This window comes from Stenotrophomonas sp. GD04054 (assembly GCF_029836955.1).
GTDB lineage: Bacteria > Pseudomonadota > Gammaproteobacteria > Xanthomonadales > Xanthomonadaceae > Stenotrophomonas > Stenotrophomonas maltophilia_A.
This window is the reverse complement of sequence record NZ_JAOECR010000003.1, coordinates 136,292-158,238: the sequence shown is the minus strand read 5'-3', so window position 1 is coordinate 158,238 and position 21,947 is coordinate 136,292. Positions and strand designations below refer to the sequence as shown.

The 21,947-nt window shown below is 66.9% G+C and carries 19 protein-coding genes; 12 read left to right on the top strand and 7 right to left on the bottom strand.

Translation table 11 applies throughout. The annotated features are described in order from the left end of the window. Window positions 1–18: 18 nt before the first annotated feature. Entirely contained in the window at window positions 19–390 is a 372-nt protein-coding gene (locus N7573_RS03630) for a VOC family protein (RefSeq protein ID WP_279912994.1), read from the top strand. 91 nt (window positions 391–481) lie between these two features. Here N7573_RS03630 and N7573_RS03625 read toward each other — a convergent pair whose 3' ends face one another. Beyond that, a complete protein-coding gene (locus N7573_RS03625; RefSeq protein WP_279912995.1) occupies window positions 482–1,321 on the bottom strand; it encodes an arylamine N-acetyltransferase in 840 nt (279 codons plus the stop codon). A gap of 202 nt (window positions 1,322–1,523) precedes the next feature. On the opposite strand from N7573_RS03625, the gene N7573_RS03620 reads away from it, so the two are divergent. After that, a complete protein-coding gene (locus N7573_RS03620) occupies window positions 1,524–4,061 on the top strand; it encodes a methyl-accepting chemotaxis protein (protein ID WP_279943079.1) in 2,538 nt (845 codons plus the stop codon). A 78-nt stretch (window positions 4,062–4,139) separates the two neighbouring features. On the opposite strand, the gene N7573_RS03615 is transcribed toward N7573_RS03620, so the two are convergent. From N7573_RS03615 to N7573_RS03595, 5 genes are all read right to left on the bottom strand, one after another. Beyond that, window positions 4,140–6,662, bottom strand: coding sequence for a sulfite reductase flavoprotein subunit alpha (locus N7573_RS03615; protein ID WP_279943078.1), 2,523 nt, complete (start codon window positions 6,660–6,662; stop codon window positions 4,140–4,142). A gap of 608 nt (window positions 6,663–7,270) precedes the next feature. Beyond that, the gene (locus N7573_RS03610) at window positions 7,271–7,834 is read right to left on the bottom strand and encodes a TlpA disulfide reductase family protein (protein WP_121504276.1); all 564 of its coding nucleotides are present in this window, start codon (window positions 7,832–7,834) and stop codon (window positions 7,271–7,273) included. After that, window positions 7,831–10,212: a protein-disulfide reductase DsbD gene (locus N7573_RS03605; protein WP_279913810.1), complete on the bottom strand. Its 2,382-nt coding sequence runs from the start codon at window positions 10,210–10,212 to the stop codon at window positions 7,831–7,833. The genes N7573_RS03610 and N7573_RS03605 overlap by 4 nt, the downstream gene beginning before the upstream one ends. Then, window positions 10,209–10,547 (bottom strand): divalent-cation tolerance protein CutA, encoded by a 339-nt coding sequence (gene cutA / locus N7573_RS03600; protein ID WP_100443413.1) that lies wholly within the window; start codon window positions 10,545–10,547, stop codon window positions 10,209–10,211. Before cutA ends, N7573_RS03605 begins: the two co-directional genes overlap by 4 nt. Window positions 10,548–10,615: 68 nt before the next feature. Further along, the gene (locus N7573_RS03595; protein ID WP_279943077.1) at window positions 10,616–12,406 is read right to left on the bottom strand and encodes an endonuclease; all 1,791 of its coding nucleotides are present in this window, start codon (window positions 12,404–12,406) and stop codon (window positions 10,616–10,618) included. Window positions 12,407–12,763: 357 nt separating this feature from the next. Between N7573_RS03595 and N7573_RS03590 the strand changes: the two genes are divergently transcribed. Continuing rightward, a complete protein-coding gene (locus N7573_RS03590) occupies window positions 12,764–13,051 on the top strand; it encodes a co-chaperone GroES (RefSeq protein ID WP_006396661.1) in 288 nt (95 codons plus the stop codon). 81 nt (window positions 13,052–13,132) lie between these two features. Next, complete coding sequence (groL, locus tag N7573_RS03585) at window positions 13,133–14,782, top strand: chaperonin GroEL (protein WP_014038666.1); 1,650 nt, start codon at window positions 13,133–13,135, stop codon at window positions 14,780–14,782. A gap of 88 nt (window positions 14,783–14,870) precedes the next feature. Here the strand turns inward: groL and N7573_RS03580 are convergent, their stop codons facing one another. Continuing rightward, a complete protein-coding gene (locus tag N7573_RS03580) occupies window positions 14,871–15,794 on the bottom strand; it encodes a LysR substrate-binding domain-containing protein (RefSeq protein ID WP_279913514.1) in 924 nt (307 codons plus the stop codon). Between the two features lie 245 nt (window positions 15,795–16,039). On the opposite strand from N7573_RS03580, the gene N7573_RS03575 reads away from it, so the two are divergent. The 8 genes from N7573_RS03575 (at window position 16,040) to N7573_RS03540 (ending at window position 21,924) form a co-directional block, all read left to right on the top strand. Beyond that, window positions 16,040–16,675, top strand: a complete 636-nt coding sequence (locus tag N7573_RS03575) for a glutathione S-transferase family protein (RefSeq protein ID WP_279913515.1) — start codon at window positions 16,040–16,042, stop codon at window positions 16,673–16,675. A gap of 13 nt (window positions 16,676–16,688) precedes the next feature. Continuing rightward, the gene (locus N7573_RS03570; RefSeq protein WP_279913516.1) at window positions 16,689–17,717 is read left to right on the top strand and encodes an LLM class oxidoreductase; all 1,029 of its coding nucleotides are present in this window, start codon (window positions 16,689–16,691) and stop codon (window positions 17,715–17,717) included. Window positions 17,718–17,772: 55 nt separating this feature from the next. Continuing rightward, a complete protein-coding gene (locus tag N7573_RS03565; RefSeq protein ID WP_049462801.1) occupies window positions 17,773–18,273 on the top strand; it encodes a MarR family transcriptional regulator in 501 nt (166 codons plus the stop codon). After that, on the top strand, window positions 18,270–19,010 hold the full coding sequence (locus N7573_RS03560; protein ID WP_279913517.1) for a DNA alkylation repair protein: 741 nt from the start codon (window positions 18,270–18,272) through the stop codon (window positions 19,008–19,010). The genes N7573_RS03565 and N7573_RS03560 overlap by 4 nt, the downstream gene beginning before the upstream one ends. A 63-nt stretch (window positions 19,011–19,073) precedes the next feature. Then, window positions 19,074–19,421 carry a DUF6616 family protein gene (locus N7573_RS03555; protein WP_279913518.1) on the top strand — a complete coding sequence of 116 codons (348 nt, stop codon included), beginning with the start codon at window positions 19,074–19,076 and terminating at the stop codon, window positions 19,419–19,421. 112 nt (window positions 19,422–19,533) lie between these two features. Continuing rightward, entirely contained in the window at window positions 19,534–19,791 is a 258-nt protein-coding gene (locus N7573_RS03550) for a hypothetical protein (protein WP_005414620.1), read from the top strand. 295 nt (window positions 19,792–20,086) lie between these two features. Then, window positions 20,087–21,160: a 3-deoxy-7-phosphoheptulonate synthase gene (locus N7573_RS03545; protein WP_279913519.1), complete on the top strand. Its 1,074-nt coding sequence runs from the start codon at window positions 20,087–20,089 to the stop codon at window positions 21,158–21,160. A 452-nt stretch (window positions 21,161–21,612) separates the two neighbouring features. Further along, a complete protein-coding gene (locus tag N7573_RS03540; RefSeq protein WP_080356512.1) occupies window positions 21,613–21,924 on the top strand; it encodes a DUF5076 domain-containing protein in 312 nt (103 codons plus the stop codon). Window positions 21,925–21,947: the final 23 nt, after the last annotated feature.

Sequence of the window (21,947 nt, the reverse complement as noted above, 5' to 3'; positions counted from 1 at the left end):
AGGTGGCAAGGAGTGTCAGTGAACCCGATCCTGCATGTGGAAATCCCGGCGACTGACCTGGACCGGGCCATCACGTTCTACCAGCGATGGCTGCAGGTTGCGGTGGACGAACCCATCGTGCTGCACGACTGCCGGATGGCCTATCTGCCGTTCTCCGATGAGGCCGCCGGTGCCAGCATTGCGCTGGTGCACGGCGCGGACTATCTGCCTTCCGAGCAGGGCGCGCGCATCTACATCGGCGTCGATGACCTGGATGCCAGCCTCGACCGTGCGCTGCAGGCCGGAGCCGAGCTGCGCTTCGGCCCGGCCGATGCGGGTGACTGGCGTGTAGCCGAGATCCGCGACAGCGAAGGCAACCGTATCGCATTGCAGTCGCGCACAGCGCCGTAACGTCAACGCTGCGGTGCGCGCATCTGTAGAGTCGAGCTTGCTCGACTGATTTTGACGTCGCCGTAGATGCATCAGTCGAGCAAGCTCGACTCTACAGCGTCGCGGCGCGTGAGCGCTGCAGCCAGTCGTTGATCGCGGGATCCAGCCGCGGGTCGTCCGGAAGCTGGATGCCGAAGCGCTGCTCCAGCACGTCGCGCACATCACCCACATCATGCAGCGGGCGCTTGTCCGGTGCCTGTCCGGGGCGGTACTCGGTGTAGTTGCCGCTGCCGATGGTGCGGCGCCAGTCCGGCCCGGTCAGCGACGCGCGCAATTGGCCGGGGAAACTGGAATCGGGATGGGTACATACGTACCAGTTGCCCACCACGTTGTCGATCGGCGCCGGCGCCTGCAGATCGAAGCGGTACATCGCCCGCCAGCCGTCGCTGGATTCGGCCGACAGCATGAAATCACCGCCGTCTTCCAACCGCTGCAACAGATAGCGTTCGTGCGGGGTGGCCTGCGGCTGCGGGTCATGCAGGCGCAGCGGTACGGTCGGGGTCAGGCTGCCAAAACCGGCATCCACCAGCCAGTTATCGCCGTCCACGTGCACGCGCAGCAGCAGATGGGTACGCGCGGTCAGTTCGCCGTCCTGGGCGGCCAGCAGTACGCGCGCGCTCAATGGCTGGGCATCGAAGCCCAAGGCCTGCAGCAGCGCCAGCAACCCACCATTGAGCTCGAAGCAGTAGCCACCGCGGCGCTCGTCAAGCAGCTTGCGCTGCACGCTGTCCAGGTCGATCGGCACCGCATCGCGCAGCAGGCAGCTGAGGGTTTCGAAGGGCAGCAGTGCGTTGTGGCGCTGCTGTAGCAGGGTCAGGCCGGCCAGGGTCCGTGGTGGCGGCGCATCCAGCTGCAGGCGCTGCAGGTAGCGGGGGACATCGAGCGTCGTCATGGGGGCACCGGGCGGGGAAGGGAGGTCCACTGTGCTCCCCCAACCGGGGTTGAGGTCAAGCACGGCGGCCGTGTCATGCCCCCGTCGCCTGCACCCGGTACAAAGACCGCGTCCGCCAGTGACGGGGGACGCAGACGAAAAAAGGCCTAAAGTTGCCCTGAATCCGGCCGATACAGGTGCGTCTTTCCGCCTGGAGTCTGTCATGTCGGCCGTTGTCCCCCACCTCCGGTCCCTGCGCACGCGTCTTGCCACGTTGCGCTCGGCGTCCCCCGGCCTGCTGCTGTGGCTGCAACCACACCGGCTCAGCGTGGCCAACAAGCTCAAGGCGACCCTGTGGGTCTGTGGCCTGGGGCTGGTGGCGATCGCCGCTGTCTACGCCTGGACTGGCCATGCCAACGCCCTGGCCGCGCGCAGCCAGGCCAGCTACCAGCGCGGCAGCGATCTGGCTGCCAGCCTGTCCACGCGGGTGGCCGAAGCGCGCCGCCTGCAGACCCAGTATGCACGCAGTTTCGATGATGCTGACCGCAGCCAGTTGCTGGCAGCACAGAAGGCCCTGCAGGCTGACCTGCAGGCGCTTCGCGCGATGCCGATGGACGCCGGCCGGCGCAAGGCGCTGCAGGTGCTGACCGAATCGGCCGACGCGTTCTCGCAGGGTGTCGCCGCCCTGTTTGAACGGGTCGACGAGATGGGCCGCGGTGAGGCCGGCCTCGCTGCACAGCTGCAGCAGGCCGCCGAAACCCTGCAGGCACAGGTGGATGCGCTGCAGCGGCCGTCGCTGGCGCTGTCCCTGCAGAAGATGCGAAGGCAGGAGGCCCTGCTGCTGCTCGACGGTGATTCCACCCACGCCGACCGCGCCAGCGAGGAAAAGCTGCCGTTCGACCTCGCGCTGGCGGGCCTGCCCGCGGATGCGCAGGACGCCCTGCGCACCGGGATGGAGGGCTATCAACGCGCCCTGCTGGGGTATACCGCTGCCCGCGTCGGCCTGGATGTGGAAGCGCAGTCGCTGCTGGATACCGCCGCGGGCGTAGCGCCGGCGCTTGCCGCTTTCCAGCAGGTGCAGGTGGCAGCGCTGGCCAAGGCGCAGGCGCGCCAGCAGGTCGGCGCGCGCACGATGAGCGTGCTGTTCGCATTGACCCTGCTGCTGGTGGCCGGCGTGCTGATCACCAGCCTGGTGCTGGTGCTGCGTGCGGTGCGCCAGCCGATCCAGGACACCCTGCGTTTCGCCAGCGACATCGCCGACGACCGCCTGGACACCACGCTGCGCGTCTACAACGCCAACGATGAGATCGGCCAGCTGGCCCGACGCCTGGTCGACATGCAGCAGCGCCTGCGTGCGCGCATCGAGACCGAACGTGCTGTGGCGCGCGGCAACACCCGCGTGCGCCAGGCGCTGGACAGTGCGCAGACCGGGCTGATGGTGGTCGATGCCGAAGGCCTGGTGGCGTACGCCAATCCGGCGCTGCTGGAGCAGCTGGAACGTCAGGGCGATGAGCTGGTGGGGAGCGATGCGGTACGCCTGCATCCGGCACTGGTAAGCCTGGCCGGCGTGCGACAACGCGAAGAACGCGAGATCGGCCATTGCGGTGTCCGCTATCAGCTGATCGCCAATCCCATTGTCGACGAGGGGCATTTCCTCGGCGTGGCGGTGGAATGGCGCAGTCGCGCGCTGGAAACCCTGCTGGAAACCGAAGTGGCAGCCCTGGTCGACGCGGCCGCGCACGGTGACCTGCACGGTCGCATCGCGCTGGAGGGGAAGCAGGGCTTTGTGCGTACGCTGTCGACCAGCATCAATCGCCTGTTGACCACCTTCGAGACCAACCTTGGCGATCTGCAGGCGCTTCTGGCCGCGCTGGCCCGCGGTGACCTCAGCGTGCGCATGGAAGGTGAACTGCAGGGCGTGTTCGCGCGCATGCGCGACGATGCCAACGCCACCGTCGCGCAACTGGGCCGCATCGTCACCCGCATCCAGCAGGCCACGTCCAGCCTCGACACCGGTGTTGGTGAGATCGTCGCCGGTCACCATGATCTGTCGCAGCGTACCGAACAGCAGGCGGCCAACCTGGAAGAGACGGCAGCGTCGATGCACGAGCTGACCGACACTGTTGGCCGCAATGCCGATGCCGCGGGCCGTGCGGATGCGCTGGTCAAGGGCGCGGCGGCAGTGGCCCAGCGTGGCGGCGAGGCGGTCGGCCAGGTGGTGGCCACCATGCATGGCATCAGCGAAGCCTCACGGCGGATCGGTGACATCACCCAGCTGATTGATGGCATCGCCTTCCAGACCAACATTCTCGCGCTCAACGCAGCAGTGGAAGCGGCGCGCGCTGGAGAGCAGGGCCGCAGCTTCGCCGTCGTGGCTGCCGAAGTGCGCCTGCTGGCTCAGCGCAGCGCGGAGGCGGCCAAGCAGATCAAGGGATTGATCGAGGATTCGGTGGCGCGTGTGGGCCAGGGCAACCAGCAGGCCGAACAGGCCGGCACCACGATGGGCGAGATTGTCGGCAGCGTGCAGCAGCTGGCGGATCTGCTGGCCGGGATCCGCAGCGCGTCGCAGGACCAGCATGCCGGCATCGCCCAGGTGAACCAGACCATCGTGCAGATGGAGGCCAGTACACAGCGCAACGCCAGTCTGGTGGAAGAGGCGGGGGCCTCGACCGCGCAGATGCAGGCGCAGGTGCATGCCCTGGCAGAAGCCGTGGGCGCGTTCCGTCTGCAGTTGATGCCACAGGCGCGCGCTGCGGCCTGATCCCGCTCCGGTAGTGCCGGCCGCTGGCCGGCACCGTCGATGATCCTGCCGGCCAGCGGCCGGCACTACCCTTGTGGCTCAGTACACGTCGCGCCGGTAGCGCCCGGTCTCCAGCAGCGTTTCCACAACCTCATCGCCCAGCGCAGCGCGCAGCACCTGGTCCACGCCTTCGGCCATGCCCTGCAGCGAGCCGCAGACATGAATCACCGCACCACGCTGCATCCATTCGCGCAGCGCATCGGTGGCGGCATGCAGGCAATCCTGCACGTAACCACCTTCGCCATCGCGCGAGAACGCCAGGTCCACCCGCGCGAGATGGCCATCGGCCTGCCACGCTTCGATCTCGTCGGCGAACAGGAAGTCGTGCGCGCGCTGGCGCTCACCGAACAGCAGCCAGTGCCCGTGCTCGCCTGCATGGGCAGCTTCGCGCAACAAGCTGCGCAGACCCGCGATGCCGGTGCCATTGCCGATCAGCACCATCGGCACACCGCCAATGCGATGGAAACCGGGGTTGCGATGCACACGGGCCACGATGCTGGCTCCGACCGGGGCATGCAGCGCCAGCCAGCCCGAGCCCAGCCCGGCTCGACCCGACAGGTCATGCACCAGGCGCACCACCAGTTCCACCACTTCATCACTCGTGGAGGAGGCGATGGAGTATTCGCGTCCGGGCAGCGTTGGCAATCCGGACAGCCACAGGCAGGCATCCTGCACCGCCAGCGCGGCGTCGGCCTCGGGCAGCTCGCGTTCACTGGCCAGCGCCAGCAGGGTGCGTGGGTGGCCGTCCACCAGCAGCGGCTGCAGCGGATCCAACCCATGTGCCTTCAACACGGCGTTGGCGTGCCGTGCGTTGTGCCGGGGCGCGATATGCAGGATGTCGCCCGCCTGCCACTGCACGTCGGCCGGTGGCGCAAGACGGATGCGCCAGATGGCACCACCGATGCTGCCCGGATTGAGCCGGTCGCGGCCGAGCAGCCGCCACTCATGCATCTGCGTGGCCGCCGGCAGCACGCTGTCATCGGTGACGATGCCGGTCAGCGCGCCCAGCTGCAGCTGCCATTGGCGCAAGGCCGCTACCGAGGCGGCATCGACTTCGATGCGGTCGAACAACGGGCGCGCGCCGTTGCCGAGCAGCCAGCCATCAACCTGGCGACCGAAGCCGCAGTAGTGCGGGTACTGTTGGTCACCCAGCGCCAGCAGTCCAAACTGCAGGCCTGACAGGTCGAGTGTCTGTGCCATCAGCCGTCGTGCAGCGCCTCGCGCCGCATCCGGTGGCTCGCCGTCGCCGAAGGTGCTCAGTACCCACAGCACCTGCGCGGTGCGTGCCAGCTGCGTGGCATCGACGCGGGCCAGTGGCAGCACCTGCACCGCATGACCGGACGCCTGCAGCTGCGCGGCGGCGCGCCATGCCAGTTGTTCTCCCAGTCCACTCTGGCTGGCATGCACCACCAGCCACGGCGTACCACCGCCATCGGCAGGCGTTGCTGGCAGCGACTGGCGCAGGTCACGCGCGGCGCGCTGGCTGCGGCGGCGGTCCAGGTAGAGCATCCAGCCGGTGATGAAGAACAGGCTCATGCCCAGGCTGCTGAGCATCACCACCACGCGCCCGGGCACGCCGAAGTAGCTGCCCGAGTGCAGCGCGAACACGCTGGTGGCCAGCTGCGCGCCGGCGCCCTGGCGCGCATAGGGGCGGGCATCGAGCGTGGCCCCCGTGCCTGGGTCCAGCTGCAGCAGATCATGCGCGCGGTCATGCTGGCCGCCGCGCTGCGACGGATCACCGGCCATCACCCGCACGTTCAGTGCCTGCCCCGGCTTCTCCGGCAGGCGCAGGTCGATGTAGCCGGTGCGCACGCCGGGCAGTGCGTACAGCGTGGCTTCGATGCGTTCCAGGTTCAGGGCGGCTTCGGTGGCGACCTTGTGCCTGGCGGCCGGTGCGACGCCCAGCAGGGTGTTGGCGGCACTGCGATACCAGTCGAACGACCACCACAGGCCGGTCAGCGCACTCATCAGGTAGATCAGCAGCACCCAGGTGCCGACCACCGAGTGCAGGCTCCACAGGAAGCCACGGCCGCTGCGTTTCCATTCCACCGCCAGCCAGCTGCGCCAGTGCCACCAGCGCCGCGGCCAGCGCAGGTAGAGCCCGGACAGGGTGAAGAACAGCAGCGCGATGGCACAACTGCCGGTGATCCATTTGCCGCGCTCGCCGGCGGCGAGGTGGCGATGCAGGTCCTCGACGAAATCGAAGAACGCCTGCCCGCGCAGGGCGCTGAAGCGCTCGCCGGTGTACGGATCGAAGTAGACCCAGTGTTCCTTGCCACCGGCGAAGCGCGCCACCGAGGGCCGTTGCCCGGTGGCATCCACGCGCAGGCGTTGCAGGGGGCGATCACTGCCGGCCTGCAGCAGCGGCACCAGTTCGCTGAGTTCAAGCGGAAGCTGGCCGTCGGCATGGTGCTCGGCGATCTCGGCGAAGCCGGGATTGGCCGCCCGCAGCAGTTCATCCTCGAAGGACAGCACGGCGCCGCTGAGGCCCATCACGGCCAGCACGGCACCAGCGGTGATGCCCAGCAGCCAGTGCAGTTGGAACAGGACGTTCTTGAACATCGAAGGAGGAGGGCCTGGAAGGCTGCCGCCCGCATCCTGCGCAACAGCAAATGAGAATTAGTCGCGGAATTCTCCGTGGCGCCCCGGCTGCGGTCAAGCAGGGGATATCGGCCGGGCGGCGCCCGGCACCCGTGGTAGTGCCGGCCGCTGGCCGGCAACCTCAGAAGCAACAGCCGAAGCAACAGCGGGTTTCCTGTGAGGAGGCGGGGTGGGTCCGGTTGCGGGGGACGGCGTGAATACGTCCATGTAGCCTCGGTCGCGCCATCCATGGCGCTCACGCCCCCTCAACCGGACCCACCCCGCCTTCGACAGTTTCCTGCGATCTGTTGGAAATGCTCTTGGGGATCTGACCCCAGAATTTCATTCGATATCTGACGGATGTGTCGACCAAGGTCGACACCTACCGAAAAGCACCGGGAATCTGTCGGGGGTGGGGCGGTGTGGGGCTGCAGGACCGTTGGCGCCATGGATGGCGCCATCGAGCCCCCATGGACGGGTTTACGGCGTGTCCTGCAGCCTCACACCGCCCCGCCCAATTCTCAGCACTGCAGGGCCGCTTTGGCTGTTGCTGTGGCCTCGGCAGGTGCAGGGCGCAGCCCGCCGAACCCTCACTTCACCCAGCTGTCGATCTCGCCGTGGGCGAACGGTCCCAGCTTCGCCTTCACCAGCCGGCCCTGTGCATCGAACAGCACGCTGTAGGGCAGCAGGCCCTGCGTATTGCCCAGCTGCACGCTGGCATCGCGTGGCCCGGGTGTCTCGATCACGATCGGGTAATCCACCGGTACCCGCTGCAGGAAACCGCGCACGTCTTCCGGCGTATCCAGCGCCAGGCCAAGAACCTGCACACCGTTGTCGCCCTGGGTGTGGGCAAAGCGCGCCAATTCAGGCATTTCTTCAACGCAGGGCGCGCACCAGCTGGCCCAGACATTGATCAACAGCGGGCGGCCGGCAGCGTGCTGGCGCAGGTCCAGCGGTCGGCCTTCAAGATCGGGCAGCGACAGCGCGGGCAGGCTGTCGCCGACCTGCAGGGCGGGTGCCACCGCCGCCACCGCAGGCGCCGCTGGCATGGCCTCAGGCGCAGCCGGCGCGGGAGCCAATCGATGCCCGGCCCACAGGCCGAGGCCGGCGGCCAGCACCGCTGTCCACAGCAGCGCTGGCCGTTGCCATTTCATCGTGCGGTGCGCAGCAGCGCTTCCTCGACCACCGCCTGGGTCAGCAGGGTCGGCAGCACGGTCGGCGGTGCGCCGGGGCCGTACACCACGTACAGCGGCACGCCCACGGCCTTGTGCTCTTCCAGGAACGTGGTGATCTGCGGATCGACGTTGGTGTAGTCACCGCGCATGTACACCGCGTTGGTGCGCTTGAGCAGTTCCTTGAACTCTGGGCGCGACAGCACGGCGCGCTCGTTGGCCTTGCAGCTCACGCACCAGTCGGCGGTCATGTTCACGAACACCACGCGGTTGTCGGCGCGCAGGCGATCCAGCAGCTGCGGCGAGTATTCGACCACGTTGTCAGTCGCCGCCTGTGCGGCACGCGCCGGCGCTGCCAGCTGGGTCACGCCCCAGGCAGGAACCAGTGCACCGATCGCCAGCAGCACGCCGAGCAGGGTGACGGCGCGCGAGCCGGTCCAGCGGTTGCGTTCAAACAGCCACAGACCGAAGGCCAGCAGCAGCAGGCCACCCAGCACCAGCGCCATGCCGTCCACGCCGCGCTGTTTGCCCAGCACCCACAGCAGCCACAGCACGGTGGCATACATCGGGAAGGCCAGCACGTGCTTGAGCGTTTCCATCCACGGGCCCGGCTTGGGCAGGCGGCGCGCCAGCGCCGGCACGAAGCCGATCAGCAGGAACGGCAGGGCCAGGCCCAGGCCGAGGAACAGGAACACGGTCATCGCCTTCAGCGGCGGGGCTATGAACGCGTAGGCAATCGCGCCGCCCATGAACGGGCCGACGCAGGCACTGCCGACCACGCAGGCCAGCGCACCGGTGAAGAAATCACCGGCCGGGCCACTGCGGCTGGCCAGCGACTGGCCGAGGTTGCCGATGCCGCCGCCCAGTGTGAACACGCCGGACAGGCTCAGGCCCACCGCGAACATGATGTAGGCCAGCGCCGCCACCACGCCCGGGTGCTGCAGCTGGAAGCCGATGCCGACGGCGTTGCCGATCGCGCGCAGGCCAACCATCAACGCACCGATCACCGCGAACGCGACCAGTACGCCCAGCGTGTACCAGAGGGCATGGCTGCGCGCGCGCTGCGGGCTTTCGCCACTCTGCGCCAGGCTCAGGACCTTCAGCGACAGGATCGGCAGCACGCAGGGCATCAGGTTCAGTACCAGGCCACCGGCCAGCGCCAGCAGCAGGACCCATACGAACGAACGGTCCGGATTCGGCGTGGTCACCGGCGGTCGCGTGCGCAGCGCGTTGTCACCCTGTGCATCGGCGGCGAACTCACTGCTGGCGGTGCCGTCACCTGCAGCAGGGGTCGTTGCATCCGTATTGGGCACGGTTGGCAGCAGGCGCAGCGGTGCGCCGTTGGCGGCTTCGCGTGGTGCTCCGTTGGCAGCGGGCAGCGGGCTGATCACCTCATTGCGCGGTGGCGCCTGGTCGGCACTGCTGCTGACCTTGCCGGCCGGAATGGACAGCTTCACCCGGCGGGTCATCGGCGGGTAGCAGATGCCATCGGTCTGGCAACCCTGGAAGGTCACCACCAGAGTGCTGTCGACCGCATCGGCGATGGAGCGGCGCAGCGGCAGCGGCACTTCCACCTGGTTGAAGTAGACCGAGACATCGCCGAAGTGTTCGTCGCGATGCGACTGTGCGGCAGGCCAGCGCAGCTTGTCGGCCAGCACCCCGGTGCTGCCGTCCAGCTTCACCGAAGTGCGGTCGCGATACAGGTAGTAGCCCGGCGCCGGGCTGAAGCGCAGCAGCAGGGTATTGCCGTCGCTGGCGATGGCGTCGAAGCCGAACGCCTGCTCCGACGGCAGCGGCAGCGCCTGGCTGTTGTTGGCCGCGCCCGGCAGGCGCAGGCCACCGCTGTTGCCGGCACCGGCCAGCGGGTTGTTGAACGGGCTTGCGGCACCGGCACGCGCGGCAGGCACCGCGGCTGCCGCACCGGCGCCCGGCAGGGTGACCTGCACCACGCGCTTCTGCGGCGGGTAGCAGACACCGGCATCGGCGCAGCCCTGGTAACGCACTTCCAGGCTGATGGTGCCGGCGGCGTCGGTCGGCGTGCCGGGCAGGGTGGCCTGCAGGCGTTCGCGATAGGTTTCGACTTCGCCGAAGAAATCGTCGTGGTGCTTGTCGCCCTTGGGCATCTGCAGCGCGCCGGCATTGAAGGCCGGATCCGCCTTGACGCTGGTGCGGTGGCGATACAGGTAATAGCCCGGTGCGATCTTGAACTGCAGTTGCACCTGGCCCCGTTCGGGGGCGCTGGCGGTCAGCGCGAACGCCTGGTCCACCGGCAGCAGGTCCTTCTCATCCAGCGCGAAGGCCGGCAGCGAGAGCCACAACAGGGCGCACAAGGCGGCGCCACGCGCAAACAGAGTCTTCAATCAGTGTCCTCCCGGGTCTGTGCCCGGATCCAGTCCAGATACGCCGGCAGGCCGGCCCGGGTTTCGACCGCAATGCACTCCGGGAGTTCATACGGATGCAGTTCGACGATCCGGGCAATCGCGTCATCGACGCGGCTCGCGGTGGTTTTCACCAGCAGCTGCAGTTCGGCGTCGGTGGTCACCTCGCCCTGCCAGCGGTAGGTCGACTGCGCGCCATCGAGGCGGGTCACGCACGCGGCCAGGCGCTCGCCAACCAGCGCGTGCGCGATGCGCTCGGCACTGGCCCGGTCCGGGCAGGTGGTCAACAGCAGCAGGACGGGATCGATGGTCGACATGACCGTCGAGTATAGGGCCGCCGCCGGGTCAGGGCCCGGCGGCGGCAGTGGACCGCTGCGTTGCGCGGTCAGTTGGCCAGCTGGCAGGAGGTCGGCTTGGCCGAGGTGAACAGGCCCGGGGTCGCCCACTCGGGGTGGTCGATGAACGGGTTGCGGTTGCCCTGGAAGCTGTAGATCACGTCGTTGCGGGCACGCTCGGCATCATCCGGCGGATCGGACAGGTGCCAGTCGATCAGCGTCGAGAGCAGGCCCATGTAGGCCGGCGAACTGCTGGTCTTGACGATCCTGCTGCGGTCGTCGGTCAGCTCCAGGTCCGGCTCGGACTGGCCGGTGGCCGCATCCTTGCCGCCCTCGTAGCGGATCGCCATGTACATCACCGCACGCGCCATGTCGCCCTTGCGCTTGCCCCACACCTCGAAGGTGCCGGTGTTGCCGTCCGGCGTGCGCACCCAGTTGGAGTTGCCCGGGTAGCCGCCGCTGCCGCCGCCCTGGCCGTTGTTGGCCTCGGTGGCACGTTCGCCGCAGTTGGCGTCGCATTTGCCGAACGGCTTGTTGCCGCGATCGGCGTTCCACTGCGCGTCGGTCAGGTACAGCATGTGGGTGTCGGTGTACGGCGCGTACGGCAGGCCCTTGTCGCCGGTGGTGCTGGCAAAGCCCAGCGAGTTCGGCCAGGTGTGCTCGCGGTTGTACTTCAGGCCGCCGCCGCTGCCGGCGCGGTCGGTCACCTTGGCGTAGCTGCGGTTGCGGTACGCATCCAGGATCCTGCTGCTGTTGTTCGGATCCTCGTCGGCGATTTCCAGGATGGTCCAGGTGCTGGTGCCCGAGCCGCTGTACGGGTAGGCGGTGTGGCCCTTGATGGTGGCGTGCAGCGAGCAGCGCAGCTGGCTGGGGCTGCTGGTATTGACCTTGGAGTAGTAACCGGCCGGCACGCCCGGGTTGCCCGGGTCCGGATTGCCGCCGGTGCTGGCCACGGTGAAGGCGATGCGGCTGTCGGCGGCGGGGTGCGCCCCCTGCAGGTCGGTGATGCGCGCGGCGCGGATGTCGAAGCGGCAGGCTTCACCGGCCACCAGCGCGGTGTTGGTGGACAGCTTCACGCTGCGGCCGCTGGCCGGGTAGGTCAGCGGCACGCTGCCGGAGGTGCCGCAGCTCAGGGCGAAGGCGCCGCTGGCCAGGTTCACCGTCTCGCTGAACACCACTTCCAGGTCGGCGGCGGCCGGGAAGGTGCTGCTGCCCTGCGCCGGGGTGGTGGTGGAGACCGACGGCGGCGTGTTCGGGCCCGGGGTGCCACCCCCGCTGAAGGTCTGGCCGTTGTTGCAGCTGCCAAACGTCTGCTTGGCCGATTCGGCCCAGGTGAAGTGGGCGTACTGGCTGCCGCTGCCGGTCAGCTGAAGCGAGGTGCCCGGGGCCGTGCTGTTGGTCTCGGCCACCGGAATGTTCTGGCTGGTCATGCCGGCGGCAGGGCCACCGGAGGCGGTGATGGCGCCCTCGTAGCTGAGGAACTGGACCACCTTGCCGCTGGCATCGACCAGGGCGATGCCGTCGTTCGGGCCGTTCTGCAGGCCGTTGGTCGGGTAGCTGACCACGGCCAGGGTGGCGCTGCCGCAACCCGCGGCGGTGCCGGCCGGGACCGGATTGTTGGCGTAGACCGTGGCGGCTGAAGGATTGCTGCCGTTGTAGAGATAGAGGCGGTAGCCGGACAGGTCCTCGCCCGCGGTAGCGACCACTTCGATGGCTTCGCCGACGTCACCGGCGGCGGTGCTGTCGTCGTAGTGCAGTTCGTTGATGAAGACCTCGGCCTGGGCCGGCGCGGCGGCCAGCGCCAGCAGGCAGGCGGCGGCAAGCGGGGACAGCAATCGCATCGACTACTCCTTGTGATTGGGAATGCGCGGCCGAGCCTAAGGCCGATCCAGTGACACTTTGTCGTAAATGAACGTCAGATATCTGACAGTGCGACGCGAGTCACCAAAAGTCGAGGATTCCAGAGACAGGGTTGCCGCGTTGCACCGGCCTCCAGGCCTTCACATGGGCGCAGATCGAGTGGGCCCGGGGCAGTGAAATTTTTTCCGCGAGCGGCCTTGAAAGGTCCGGGGCCAGCTCCATCTCTGTCCTGCTCCCGATTCATCGGGCTTTTTCGCGAGCAATGCTGGCAGTCACCTGGGGTGAGTGCTAACATCGCCAGACTTTTTCAGACCAATCAATAACTTAAGAGGTCTCTCATGAGCATCAAGCCGCTGCACGACCGCGTTGTGGTCAAGCCGATCGAAGCCGACGAAATCTCCGCCGGTGGCATCGTCATTCCGGATTCGGCCAAGGAAAAGTCCACCAAGGGTGAAGTCGTGGCCGTCGGCCCGGGCAAGCCGCTGGACAACGGCAGCGTGCGCGCGCCGTCGCTGAAGGTCGGCGACAAGGTCATCTACGGCCAGTACGCCGGCAGCTCGTACAAGAGCGAAGGTGTCGAGTACAAGGTCCTGCGCGAAGACGACGTGCTCGCCGTCATCGGCTGAGCCTCGGCGCGACCTGTTTCAACCTGATCCCCAAATCCCAGCCGCCGGGCATCGTCCGGCGCTACCAATGAGGTAATTGCAATGGCTGCCAAGGATATTCGTTTCGGTGAAGACGCCCGTTCGCGCATGGTGCGCGGCGTCAACGTTCTCGCCAATGCCGTCAAGGCCACCCTGGGCCCGAAGGGCCGCAACGTCGTGCTGGAAAAGAGCTTCGGCGCACCGACCATCACCAAGGACGGCGTCTCCGTCGCCAAGGAAATCGAACTGGCTGACAAGTTCGAGAACATGGGTGCGCAGATGGTGAAGGAAGTTGCTTCCCGCACCAACGACGACGCTGGCGACGGCACCACCACCGCCACCGTGCTGGCCCAGGCCCTGATCCGCGAAGGCGCCAAGGCCGTGGCCGCCGGCATGAACCCGATGGACCTCAAGCGTGGTATCGACAAGGCCGTCGTGGCCGCCGTTGCCGAGCTGAAGACCATCTCCAAGCCGACCGCCGACGACAAGGCGATTGCCCAGGTCGGTACCATCTCGGCCAACTCGGACGAGTCGATCGGCCAGATCATCGCTGACGCGATGAAGGAAGTCGGCAAGGAAGGCGTGATCACCGTTGAAGAAGGCTCGGGCCTGGACAACGAGCTGGACGTGGTCAAGGGCATGCAGTTCGACCGCGGCTACCTGTCCCCGTACTTCATCAACAACCAGCAGTCGCAGACCGCTGACCTGGATGACCCGTTCATCCTGCTGCACGACAAGAAGATCTCCAACGTCCGTGACCTGCTGCCGGTGCTGGAAGGCGTCGCCAAGGCCGGCAAGCCGCTGCTGATCGTTGCCGAAGAAGTTGAAGGCGAAGCGCTGGCGACCCTGGTGGTCAACACCATCCGTGGCATCGTCAAGGTCGTGGCCGTCAAGGCTCCGGGCTTCGGCGACCGTCGCAAGGCGATGCTGGAAGACATGGCCGTGCTGACCGGCGGCACCGTGATCTCCGAAGAAGTGGGCCTGTCGCTGGAAAAGGCCACCATCAAGGACCTGGGCCGCGCCAAGAAGGTGCAGGTCTCCAAGGAGAACACCACCATCATCGATGGCGTGGGTGACAAGGCTGCCGTCGACGCACGCGTCGGCCAGATCAAGACCCAGATCCAGGACACCTCCTCGGATTACGACCGCGAGAAGCTGCAGGAACGCGTGGCCAAGCTGGCCGGTGGCGTTGCCGTGATCAAGGTCGGTGCTTCGACCGAAATCGAAATGAAGGAAAAGAAGGATCGCGTCGACGACGCCCTGCACGCTACCCGTGCAGCCGTTGAAGAAGGCGTGGTCCCGGGCGGCGGCGTGGCCCTGGTCCGTGCGGTCACCGCACTGGCCGGCCTGAAGGGTGCCAACGAAGACCAGAACCACGGCATCCAGATCGCCCTGCGCGCGATGGAAGCCCCGCTGCGCGAAATCGTGGCCAACGCCGGTGAAGAACCGTCGGTCATCATCAACAAGGTCAAGGAAGGCACCGGCAGCTTCGGCTACAACGCCGCCACCGGCGAGTTCGGCGACATGCTGCAGTTCGGCATCCTGGACCCGACCAAGGTGACCCGTTCGGCGCTGCAGAACGCGGCCTCGATCGCTGGCCTGATGATCACCACCGAAGCCATGGTTGCCGAAGCTCCGAAGAAGGACGAGCCGGCCATGGGTGGCGCCGGTGGCATGGGCGGCATGGGTGGCATGGGCGGCATGGACTTCTAAGTCCCCGCATTCGCCCCGCAATGAAAAACCCCGCCGCAAGGCGGGGTTTTTTTGTGGCCGGCTGCAATGGCATCGCTTTTCGAGCGACTTATCCTGCGTCCTGCAGGGTGTGTGTGCCTGCTGCCTGCGGCGTCATCAATGCTGCATGCAACCAGGTCATGAAAGCAGGTATCGCCGCGTTGGCCTCGCCGTCCGCACGCGTCACCGCGTAGTAGGCGAAGGCCTGTGGCCAGGGCTGGTCGATCACCACCTGCAGCCGGCCATTGGCGAGTTCTTCGGCCGCGTGGATGTCGCGCACCAGGGCGATGCCTTGCCCGGCCACCGCCGCGCGGATCAGCAACAGGTCGTCATCGAACGCAGGGCCGCGCTCCAGTCGTTCATCGATGGGCAGATCCAGTGCCTGGAACCACAGCCGCCAGTCGCTGCGGTCGGCGTCCTGCAGCAGCGGCAGCTGCAGGCAATCCTGCACCGTACCCACGGCAGGCGCGCTGGCCAGCAGCGTAGGGCTGGCCACCGGCAGCAGTACCGGCGCCAGAAGATGCTCGGCATGCAGGCCAGGGTAGCGGCCCAGTCCATGACGGATCGCGATGTCCACCCCCTCGCGGCGCAGGTCGACCAATGCCGCGCTCGAGTCCAGCTGCACGTCCACCTGCGGATGCAACGCACTGAACCCGCCCAGTCGCGGCGCCAACCACTGTGCGGCGAAGCTCGGTGCCGCGCTGATGCGTAGCGTGCACCGTGTTTCCCAGCGTTCGAGTGTCTGCAGGCTCTGTGCGATCTGGTCGAAGGCCTGCAGCAGCTCCGGATACACGCGCGCGCCGGCTGCACTGAGCACCACGCCATGCCGGGTGCGGTCGAACAGGCTCACGCCCAGCCGCTCCTGCAGCTGTCGAAGCTGCTGGCTGATTGCACCAGGTGTCACCCCCATCGCATCGGCGGCGGCGGTCAGGCTGCCATGGCGGCCGGTTTCAACGAAGGCCCGCAGGCCCAGCAGCGGCAGCACCGCACCCATCTCCACTCTCCTGTAACCGCGTCGGCACGCGCCGCGCTGCGACAGCATATCGACCGCACTGCAGGCTGTCGCGCGCGCGTCGCGCACGTTGAGCCCCGCTCAACTCCCCGTGCAGAAGACATCGTTTCCCCGCGACTCAGGCCCTTCCTAGACTGCCTGCACGGCTGCTGCAGCGCCCGTTCCCGCATCGCCCGGCCACCTTCAACGGCCGGTGCATGCCGTCGCTCCCTGCGTCCAGGATTCCCATGAACGAACCTTCGCTGCACCTGTACTCCGACAGTTCTCCCAATGGCTTCAAGGCCACCATCGCACTGGAAGAACTGGGTCTTCCCTATCACCTTCACCACGTCCACATCGCCGATGGTGAACATCGCCATCCCGACTTCCTGCGGCTCAACCCGCATGGCCGCATTCCCGTGCTGGAAGATCGCGCGCGCGGCATCGTTGTCTTCGAGTCGGCGGCGATCCTGATGTACCTGGCCGAACAGGGCAATGCGTTGCTGCCTTCCGAACCGGCTGCGCGCTGGGAGACGCTGACCTGGCTGATGTTCCATGCCGCCACCGTCGGCCCGATCCTCGGCCAGCGCGTGCACTTCGAGCATTTCGCTCAACAGCCCGATTCCGCGGCAATCGAACGCTACCGCCGCCTGAGCGACGAGCTGTTCGCCGTACTCGACCAGCGCCTGCAGGGACGCGAGTGGTTGGCTGGCGATCACTACTCGATTGCCGACATCGCCCACTTCGGCTGGCTGCACATCGCCCGCATCATCGACATCGATTTCTCGCGGCATCGCCATCTGGATGCGTGGTACGCGCGGGTTGCAGCACGCCCTGCGGTACAGCGCGGCGTGCAGCTGCCCGAGCCGGCCACCGGACCGTAAGGAGGCGATGCACATGAACGATTCCATTGCAGTGCCGGGCGCGTCGGCGCCGGCCTTTGCCACGCACCCGGGCTACCAGCGCATGTTCCGCGCCGACGCGCTGACCCTGGGCATCTACCTGCCGCTGCGTTTCTACCAGGGCGACATGGCCGTGCTGCAGGGCCAGGCGCGGCTGGTGGAGGATATCGACCGCCATGGCTTCGCTGCGGTATGGGTGCGTGACGTACCGCTGTTCGATCCGTTGTTCGGCGATGCGGGGCAGCTGTTCGATCCATTCACCTACCTTGCGTGGCTGGCAGCGCGCACACAGCGCGTGGCCCTGGCCACCGGCAGCGTGGTGCTGCCACTGCGCCATCCGATCGATCTGGCCAAGGCCGCGGCGTCGATCGATCAGCTGTCCGGTGGGCGGCTGGTGATGGGTGTGGCGTCCGGTGATCGACCGCTGGAGTTCCCGGCCTATGGACTGGAGCACGCGGCGCGCGGAGAGCGTTTCGCCACCGCAATGAACGAGATGCGCCGTTGGCTGCAACCGGGCACGGATGGGCGGATGACACATGCCGGTGCCGAGCAGGGCGTGCAGTTGCTGCCGCCCACGGTCAGTGGCCGCGTTCCGCTGATTGTCACCGGTGGCGCACGCCAGCCACTGGAATGGATCGGCCAGCATGCCGATGGCTGGCTGACCTACCCAGAGGCCACCCATGACAACGCCGGCCCGCAGCGGCTGGCCGCGAAGATCGGCGCTTGGCGCGCGCTGATTCCGGACGGCGGCTTCCGTCCGCACATGACTAACGAGTGGATCGACCTGGTGGATGACCCGGATCATCCACGCACGCCGCTGCAAGGGGGCTATACCCTGCGCACCGGCCGCAAGGGCCTGATCGATCTGTTGCAGGCCTGGCAGCGGGCCGGCGTCAACCATGCCGCACTGGGGATCCAGTTCGCCGAGCGGCCTGCCGGCGAGGTGCTGCAGGAGCTGGCCGAGGAGGTACTGCCGTTGTTCCCGTCGCATCCCGGGCCGGCGGCGAAGGTGATGGACTGGTAGCCACGCCGAAGGGGATGGCATATGATTAGGCGCCTAATCATATGCTCATCACGAGATGATCGAAGCCAAGCACAATGCCCTGCTGGAAGAGGCGCTGCGACGCGGCCATGCCAATGTTGCGCAGCTGCGCCTGTGCTTCCAGCTGCTGTCGTTGTCGTCGTCCATCGACCACGATTGCGCCACCCGGCTGGCGCCACACGGGCTCAGTGAGGGTCGCTTCATCGTGCTGTTCCTGCTGCATGGGGCCGGTGGCACGTTGTCGCCCCACGAGCTGGCCGAACGCGCAGGCGTGACCCGCGCCACCATCAGCGGCCTGCTCGATGGCCTGCAGCGCGAAGAACTGCTGCAGCGTCGCAGCGATGCTGAGGATGGCCGTCGCCTGCAGATCGTATTGACCGCACGGGGAAAACGCTTGGCCGAGACACTGTTTGACCAGCACACACAGTGGATCGGTGGCCTGTTCAATGGTCTGGATACCGATGAACAGCAGCAGCTGTCGCGGTTGCTGCACAAGGTCTGGCAGCACACCGATGCTGGACGAGAGTCTGCAGCATGAGCCCGGCGATTGCGGCGCAACGCCTGCATGAACTCAACACCGGTCGCGTTGCCACCACCCATCTGGCCGAATGCCTGGCAGTGGATTTCGCCGCGTTGCTGCAGGTGGTGGCGCCTGCGCTTGCACCGGAAGCGCTGCAACGCATGCGGGATGCCTCAGGCAAGGGCATCACGCTGCGCATGGCCTTGGCCGCGCAACTGCTGCGTGAGGCGGGGCAGGGCGCGCCTGAGTTCTGGCAGGATCACAGCTCCGATACCGTGCGTGGCTGGGCCTGCTATCTGGTCGGCAGCGATGCCCACGCAACGTTGGCAGAGAAGCTGCAGCAGATGCGCACGCTGGCCGATGACCCACACTTCGGTGTGCGCGAATGGGCGTGGCTGGCGCTACGCACGGACATCGTTGCCGCGCCGATGCAGGCGCTTGAGTACCTGCAACCCTGGACACAGGAAACATCGCCGTACCTGCGCCGCTTCGCCTGTGAAGCGCTGCGCCCACGCGGTGTCTGGGCCACGCATATCGCACTGTTCAAGCAGCATCCGGAACTTGCGTTACCCATGTTGGAAGCACTGGCTGACGACCCGGAACGCTATGTGCAGGATTCGGTCGGCAACTGGCTCAATGACGCCGGCAAGACTCAGCCGCAGTGGCTGCGCCAGCTGTGCACGCGTTGGCAGCACGAGTGCCACAGCGACGCCAACGCCTACATCCGCAAACGCGCATTGCGCTCGTTCCGGTAGTGCCGGCCGCTGGTCGGCAACTCCGCAACCCCGCAACCTCGTAAACCTCAAGGAAGAACCACCATGTCGCACACCTTCATCGAGCTCTACACCGCCACACCAGCCTGGACCACACTCCCGCCCGAGCAGCGGAATGCCTTCTTCGCCCGTATCGGCGCCGGCATGCAGCAGTTCGATCCAGCCCGCATCACGCCGCTGGCGATGGGCCGCATTGCCACGGGCGTACCGCACGGCAGCGATGAGCAGTTCTATGCGGTCTGGCGCTGTGCAAGCCGCGAGGAGGTCGATGCGCTGGTGGCCGGCATCGCCGCGACCGGCTGGCATGCGTACTTCACCACCACCCATGCAGTAGGCGCGATGGACAGCATGGCCCAGCACCTGGCCGACCTGGCCGACCTGGCCGCCCTGTAGCGGGGCGGCAGACGCCGGCAGATCCCGGGCCTCGGCATGGGAGGCACATGCGCCTGTCACCCAGACACTGTAAACAGTGCATTGCCCATGTCCATCCGCAGGGAAGTTGATCATGCAGAGCACGCTCCAGGTCACGCTGTTCGGCCCTCTTGGCGACAGCCCGGCGTTGCAGTTGCCGGGCCTGGAGGGGCCGTCGGTGGCCATCCCGGAATCGGCCCTGCGGCGGTTGGTTTCCGACCTCTACACCGCGCGTTCCCTGCTCAACCCCGAGCAGCTGGACGAAGCCAGGCAGGAGCTGGATCGCGTGCTGGAACGCTGGGCCGACATCCACGAAGGCCTGCTGCTGGACGTGGAAGTGCATGGTAAATGAGCAACTTCGCGTGGCTGCCGCCGCGTAGGCATGGCTGGTGCGCACCTCGCTGAACCGCGTCCCCAGTTGCGGATGAAACATTTTGCACTGCGCAAAAGCTGTGTTATCAATAGATCCCATGAACGCAGCCCCCACCAGCTTTTACTGGTATTACTTTCCGAAGCCACTGGCGGAGGAAGGACTGCGCTCACCCTGAAGAAAGCTTCAGACGCATTCCCGAAAGCCGCCAGCGAACCTGGCGGCTTTTTTCATGCCGCCACGCTGGGGACCCCCAACGTTCCGGAGATCTCCCGCAATGCCCCCGCACACCGGCGACCTGCGTATCCGCACCATCGAACCGCTGACACCGCCTGCCCAGCTGCTGGCGATGCTGCCCTGTGACGATGAAGCCTCCGACACCGTCAGCGCCTCGCGCGCGGCCCTGCACCAGATCCTGCATGGCCGTGACGACCGCCTGGCGGTGGTGGTTGGCCCGTGCTCGATCCACGACCCGAAGGCCGCCATCGAATACGCCCAGCGCCTGAAGCCGCTGCGCGACGCACTGGCCGGCGAACTGGAAATCGTCATGCGCGTGTACTTCGAGAAGCCGCGCACCACGGTGGGCTGGAAGGGCCTGATCAACGATCCGGACCTGGACGGCAGCTTCAGGATCGACAAGGGCCTGCGCATCGCCCGCGGCCTGCTGCGCGACATCAACAAGCTGGGCCTGCCGGCCGGTGTCGAGTTCCTCGACGTGATCTCGCCGCAGTACATCGCCGACCTGGTGGCATGGGGTGCGATCGGCGCACGCACCACCGAAAGCCAGGTGCATCGCGAGCTGGCCTCGGGGCTGTCGTGCCCGGTCGGCTTCAAGAACGGCACCGATGGCAACGTGAAGATCGCCGCCGACGCGGTAGGTGCCGCGTCCAATCCTCATCACTTCCTGTCGGTCACCAAGCAGGGCGGTACCGCCATCGTGTCGACCACCGGCAACCCGGATTGCCATGTGATCCTGCGCGGCGGCAAGCAGCCGAACTACGACGCAGGCAGTGTTGCCGAGGCCTGCCAGGTGCTGGCCAAGGCCAAGTTGCCGACGCGTCTGATGATCGACGCCAGCCATGCCAACAGCCTGAAGAACCCGGAGAACCAGCCGAAGGTGATCGAGGACATCGCCGTTCAGCTGGAAGACGGCGAACAGCGCATCGTTGGCGTGATGATCGAGAGCCATCTGGTCGGTGGCCGCCAGGAACTGGTGGAAGGCCAGCCGCTGGTCTATGGGCAGAGCATCACCGATGGCTGCATCGACTGGGACACCACCGTGACGGTGCTGGAGCGACTGGCTGCGGCCGTGCGCGCCCGTCGCGACGTGAAGGTGTCCGAAGCAGCTTGATGGAAGCCGCCTGAGTGCGGCACGTGTGTGGATGGCGGCCAGCGCCTGCGGGGGTGCGGCCGCGATCAGGGCCGGTCGGAGTTGGAGACCGGCCCATCTGCACCGGCGATGCGCCTGGCGCTGCGCATGAGTGACAGCGCCAGGTACATCGCCGGGGTGGCAGTAGATCCACGCCATGCGTGGACGATTCGCCGTCCCCGGCAATGACGGCTACGACCCGCTGGAGGCCACATTTGTCGCGGGCCCGTCGGGTCGCACCCGGCACGCCAAGTGGTCCAGTCCGCACAGTGCGATGATCCGCCTTGGACACGTAGAGTCGAGCTTGCTCGACTGCGGAAAAACGTGCACCAACGGCAGTCGAGCAAGCTCGACTCTACTCAAGGTCCGCAGTAGATCCACGCCATGCATGGATGTGGGCCACAATGCGATCACTTCTCCTTGCGGCTGCCGCCATGAAAGAACTGATCATCCCTGAAGCTGCCCAACGCGACGAATCTTCGGTCGAGATGATTCGCGTGTGGATCGCTGAGCGCGGGCTGCATGCATCATTGAAAGTGGGGCTGTACGAGGATCGCCCCGACATCCGCGAAGAACGTGCCTGGGGGCGAATTCTTGCAGATGTTGCCCAGCACGTTGCCGACGCGCTGGTGACCAGTGAGGGCATGGACCGTGACGTGGTGGTCGAGGCCATCAAGGCAGCCTTCAACGAGGAGCTGCAGGCGCCATCCAGCGGCCGGTCCGGCGGGTTCGTCGTGCGGCATTGACGGTAGATCCACGCCACGCGTGG

Excerpts from the sequence above, each read along its gene's own strand:
- N7573_RS03615 (WP_279943078.1), bottom strand. The coding sequence starts at position 6,662 with ATGTTCAAGAACGTCCTGTTCCAACTGCACTGGCTGCTGGGCATCACC.
- N7573_RS03620 (WP_279943079.1), top strand. The coding sequence starts at position 1,524 with ATGTCGGCCGTTGTCCCCCACCTCCGGTCCCTGCGCACGCGTCTTGCC.
- N7573_RS03610 (WP_121504276.1), bottom strand. The coding sequence starts at position 7,834 with ATGAAATGGCAACGGCCAGCGCTGCTGTGGACAGCGGTGCTGGCCGCC.
- groL (WP_014038666.1), top strand. The coding sequence starts at position 13,133 with ATGGCTGCCAAGGATATTCGTTTCGGTGAAGACGCCCGTTCGCGCATG.
- N7573_RS03550 (WP_005414620.1), top strand. The coding sequence starts at position 19,534 with ATGCAGAGCACGCTCCAGGTCACGCTGTTCGGCCCTCTTGGCGACAGC.
- N7573_RS03560 (WP_279913517.1), top strand. The coding sequence starts at position 18,270 with ATGAGCCCGGCGATTGCGGCGCAACGCCTGCATGAACTCAACACCGGT.
- N7573_RS03575 (WP_279913515.1), top strand. The coding sequence starts at position 16,040 with ATGAACGAACCTTCGCTGCACCTGTACTCCGACAGTTCTCCCAATGGC.
- N7573_RS03625 (WP_279912995.1), bottom strand. The coding sequence starts at position 1,321 with ATGACGACGCTCGATGTCCCCCGCTACCTGCAGCGCCTGCAGCTGGAT.
- N7573_RS03590 (WP_006396661.1), top strand. The coding sequence starts at position 12,764 with ATGAGCATCAAGCCGCTGCACGACCGCGTTGTGGTCAAGCCGATCGAA.
- cutA (WP_100443413.1), bottom strand. The coding sequence starts at position 10,547 with ATGTCGACCATCGATCCCGTCCTGCTGCTGTTGACCACCTGCCCGGAC.
- N7573_RS03540 (WP_080356512.1), top strand. The coding sequence starts at position 21,613 with ATGAAAGAACTGATCATCCCTGAAGCTGCCCAACGCGACGAATCTTCG.
- N7573_RS03545 (WP_279913519.1), top strand. The coding sequence starts at position 20,087 with ATGCCCCCGCACACCGGCGACCTGCGTATCCGCACCATCGAACCGCTG.
- N7573_RS03580 (WP_279913514.1), bottom strand. The coding sequence starts at position 15,794 with ATGGGTGCGGTGCTGCCGCTGCTGGGCCTGCGGGCCTTCGTTGAAACC.
- N7573_RS03555 (WP_279913518.1), top strand. The coding sequence starts at position 19,074 with ATGTCGCACACCTTCATCGAGCTCTACACCGCCACACCAGCCTGGACC.
- N7573_RS03595 (WP_279943077.1), bottom strand. The coding sequence starts at position 12,406 with ATGCGATTGCTGTCCCCGCTTGCCGCCGCCTGCCTGCTGGCGCTGGCC.
- N7573_RS03565 (WP_049462801.1), top strand. The coding sequence starts at position 17,773 with ATGATCGAAGCCAAGCACAATGCCCTGCTGGAAGAGGCGCTGCGACGC.
- N7573_RS03570 (WP_279913516.1), top strand. The coding sequence starts at position 16,689 with ATGAACGATTCCATTGCAGTGCCGGGCGCGTCGGCGCCGGCCTTTGCC.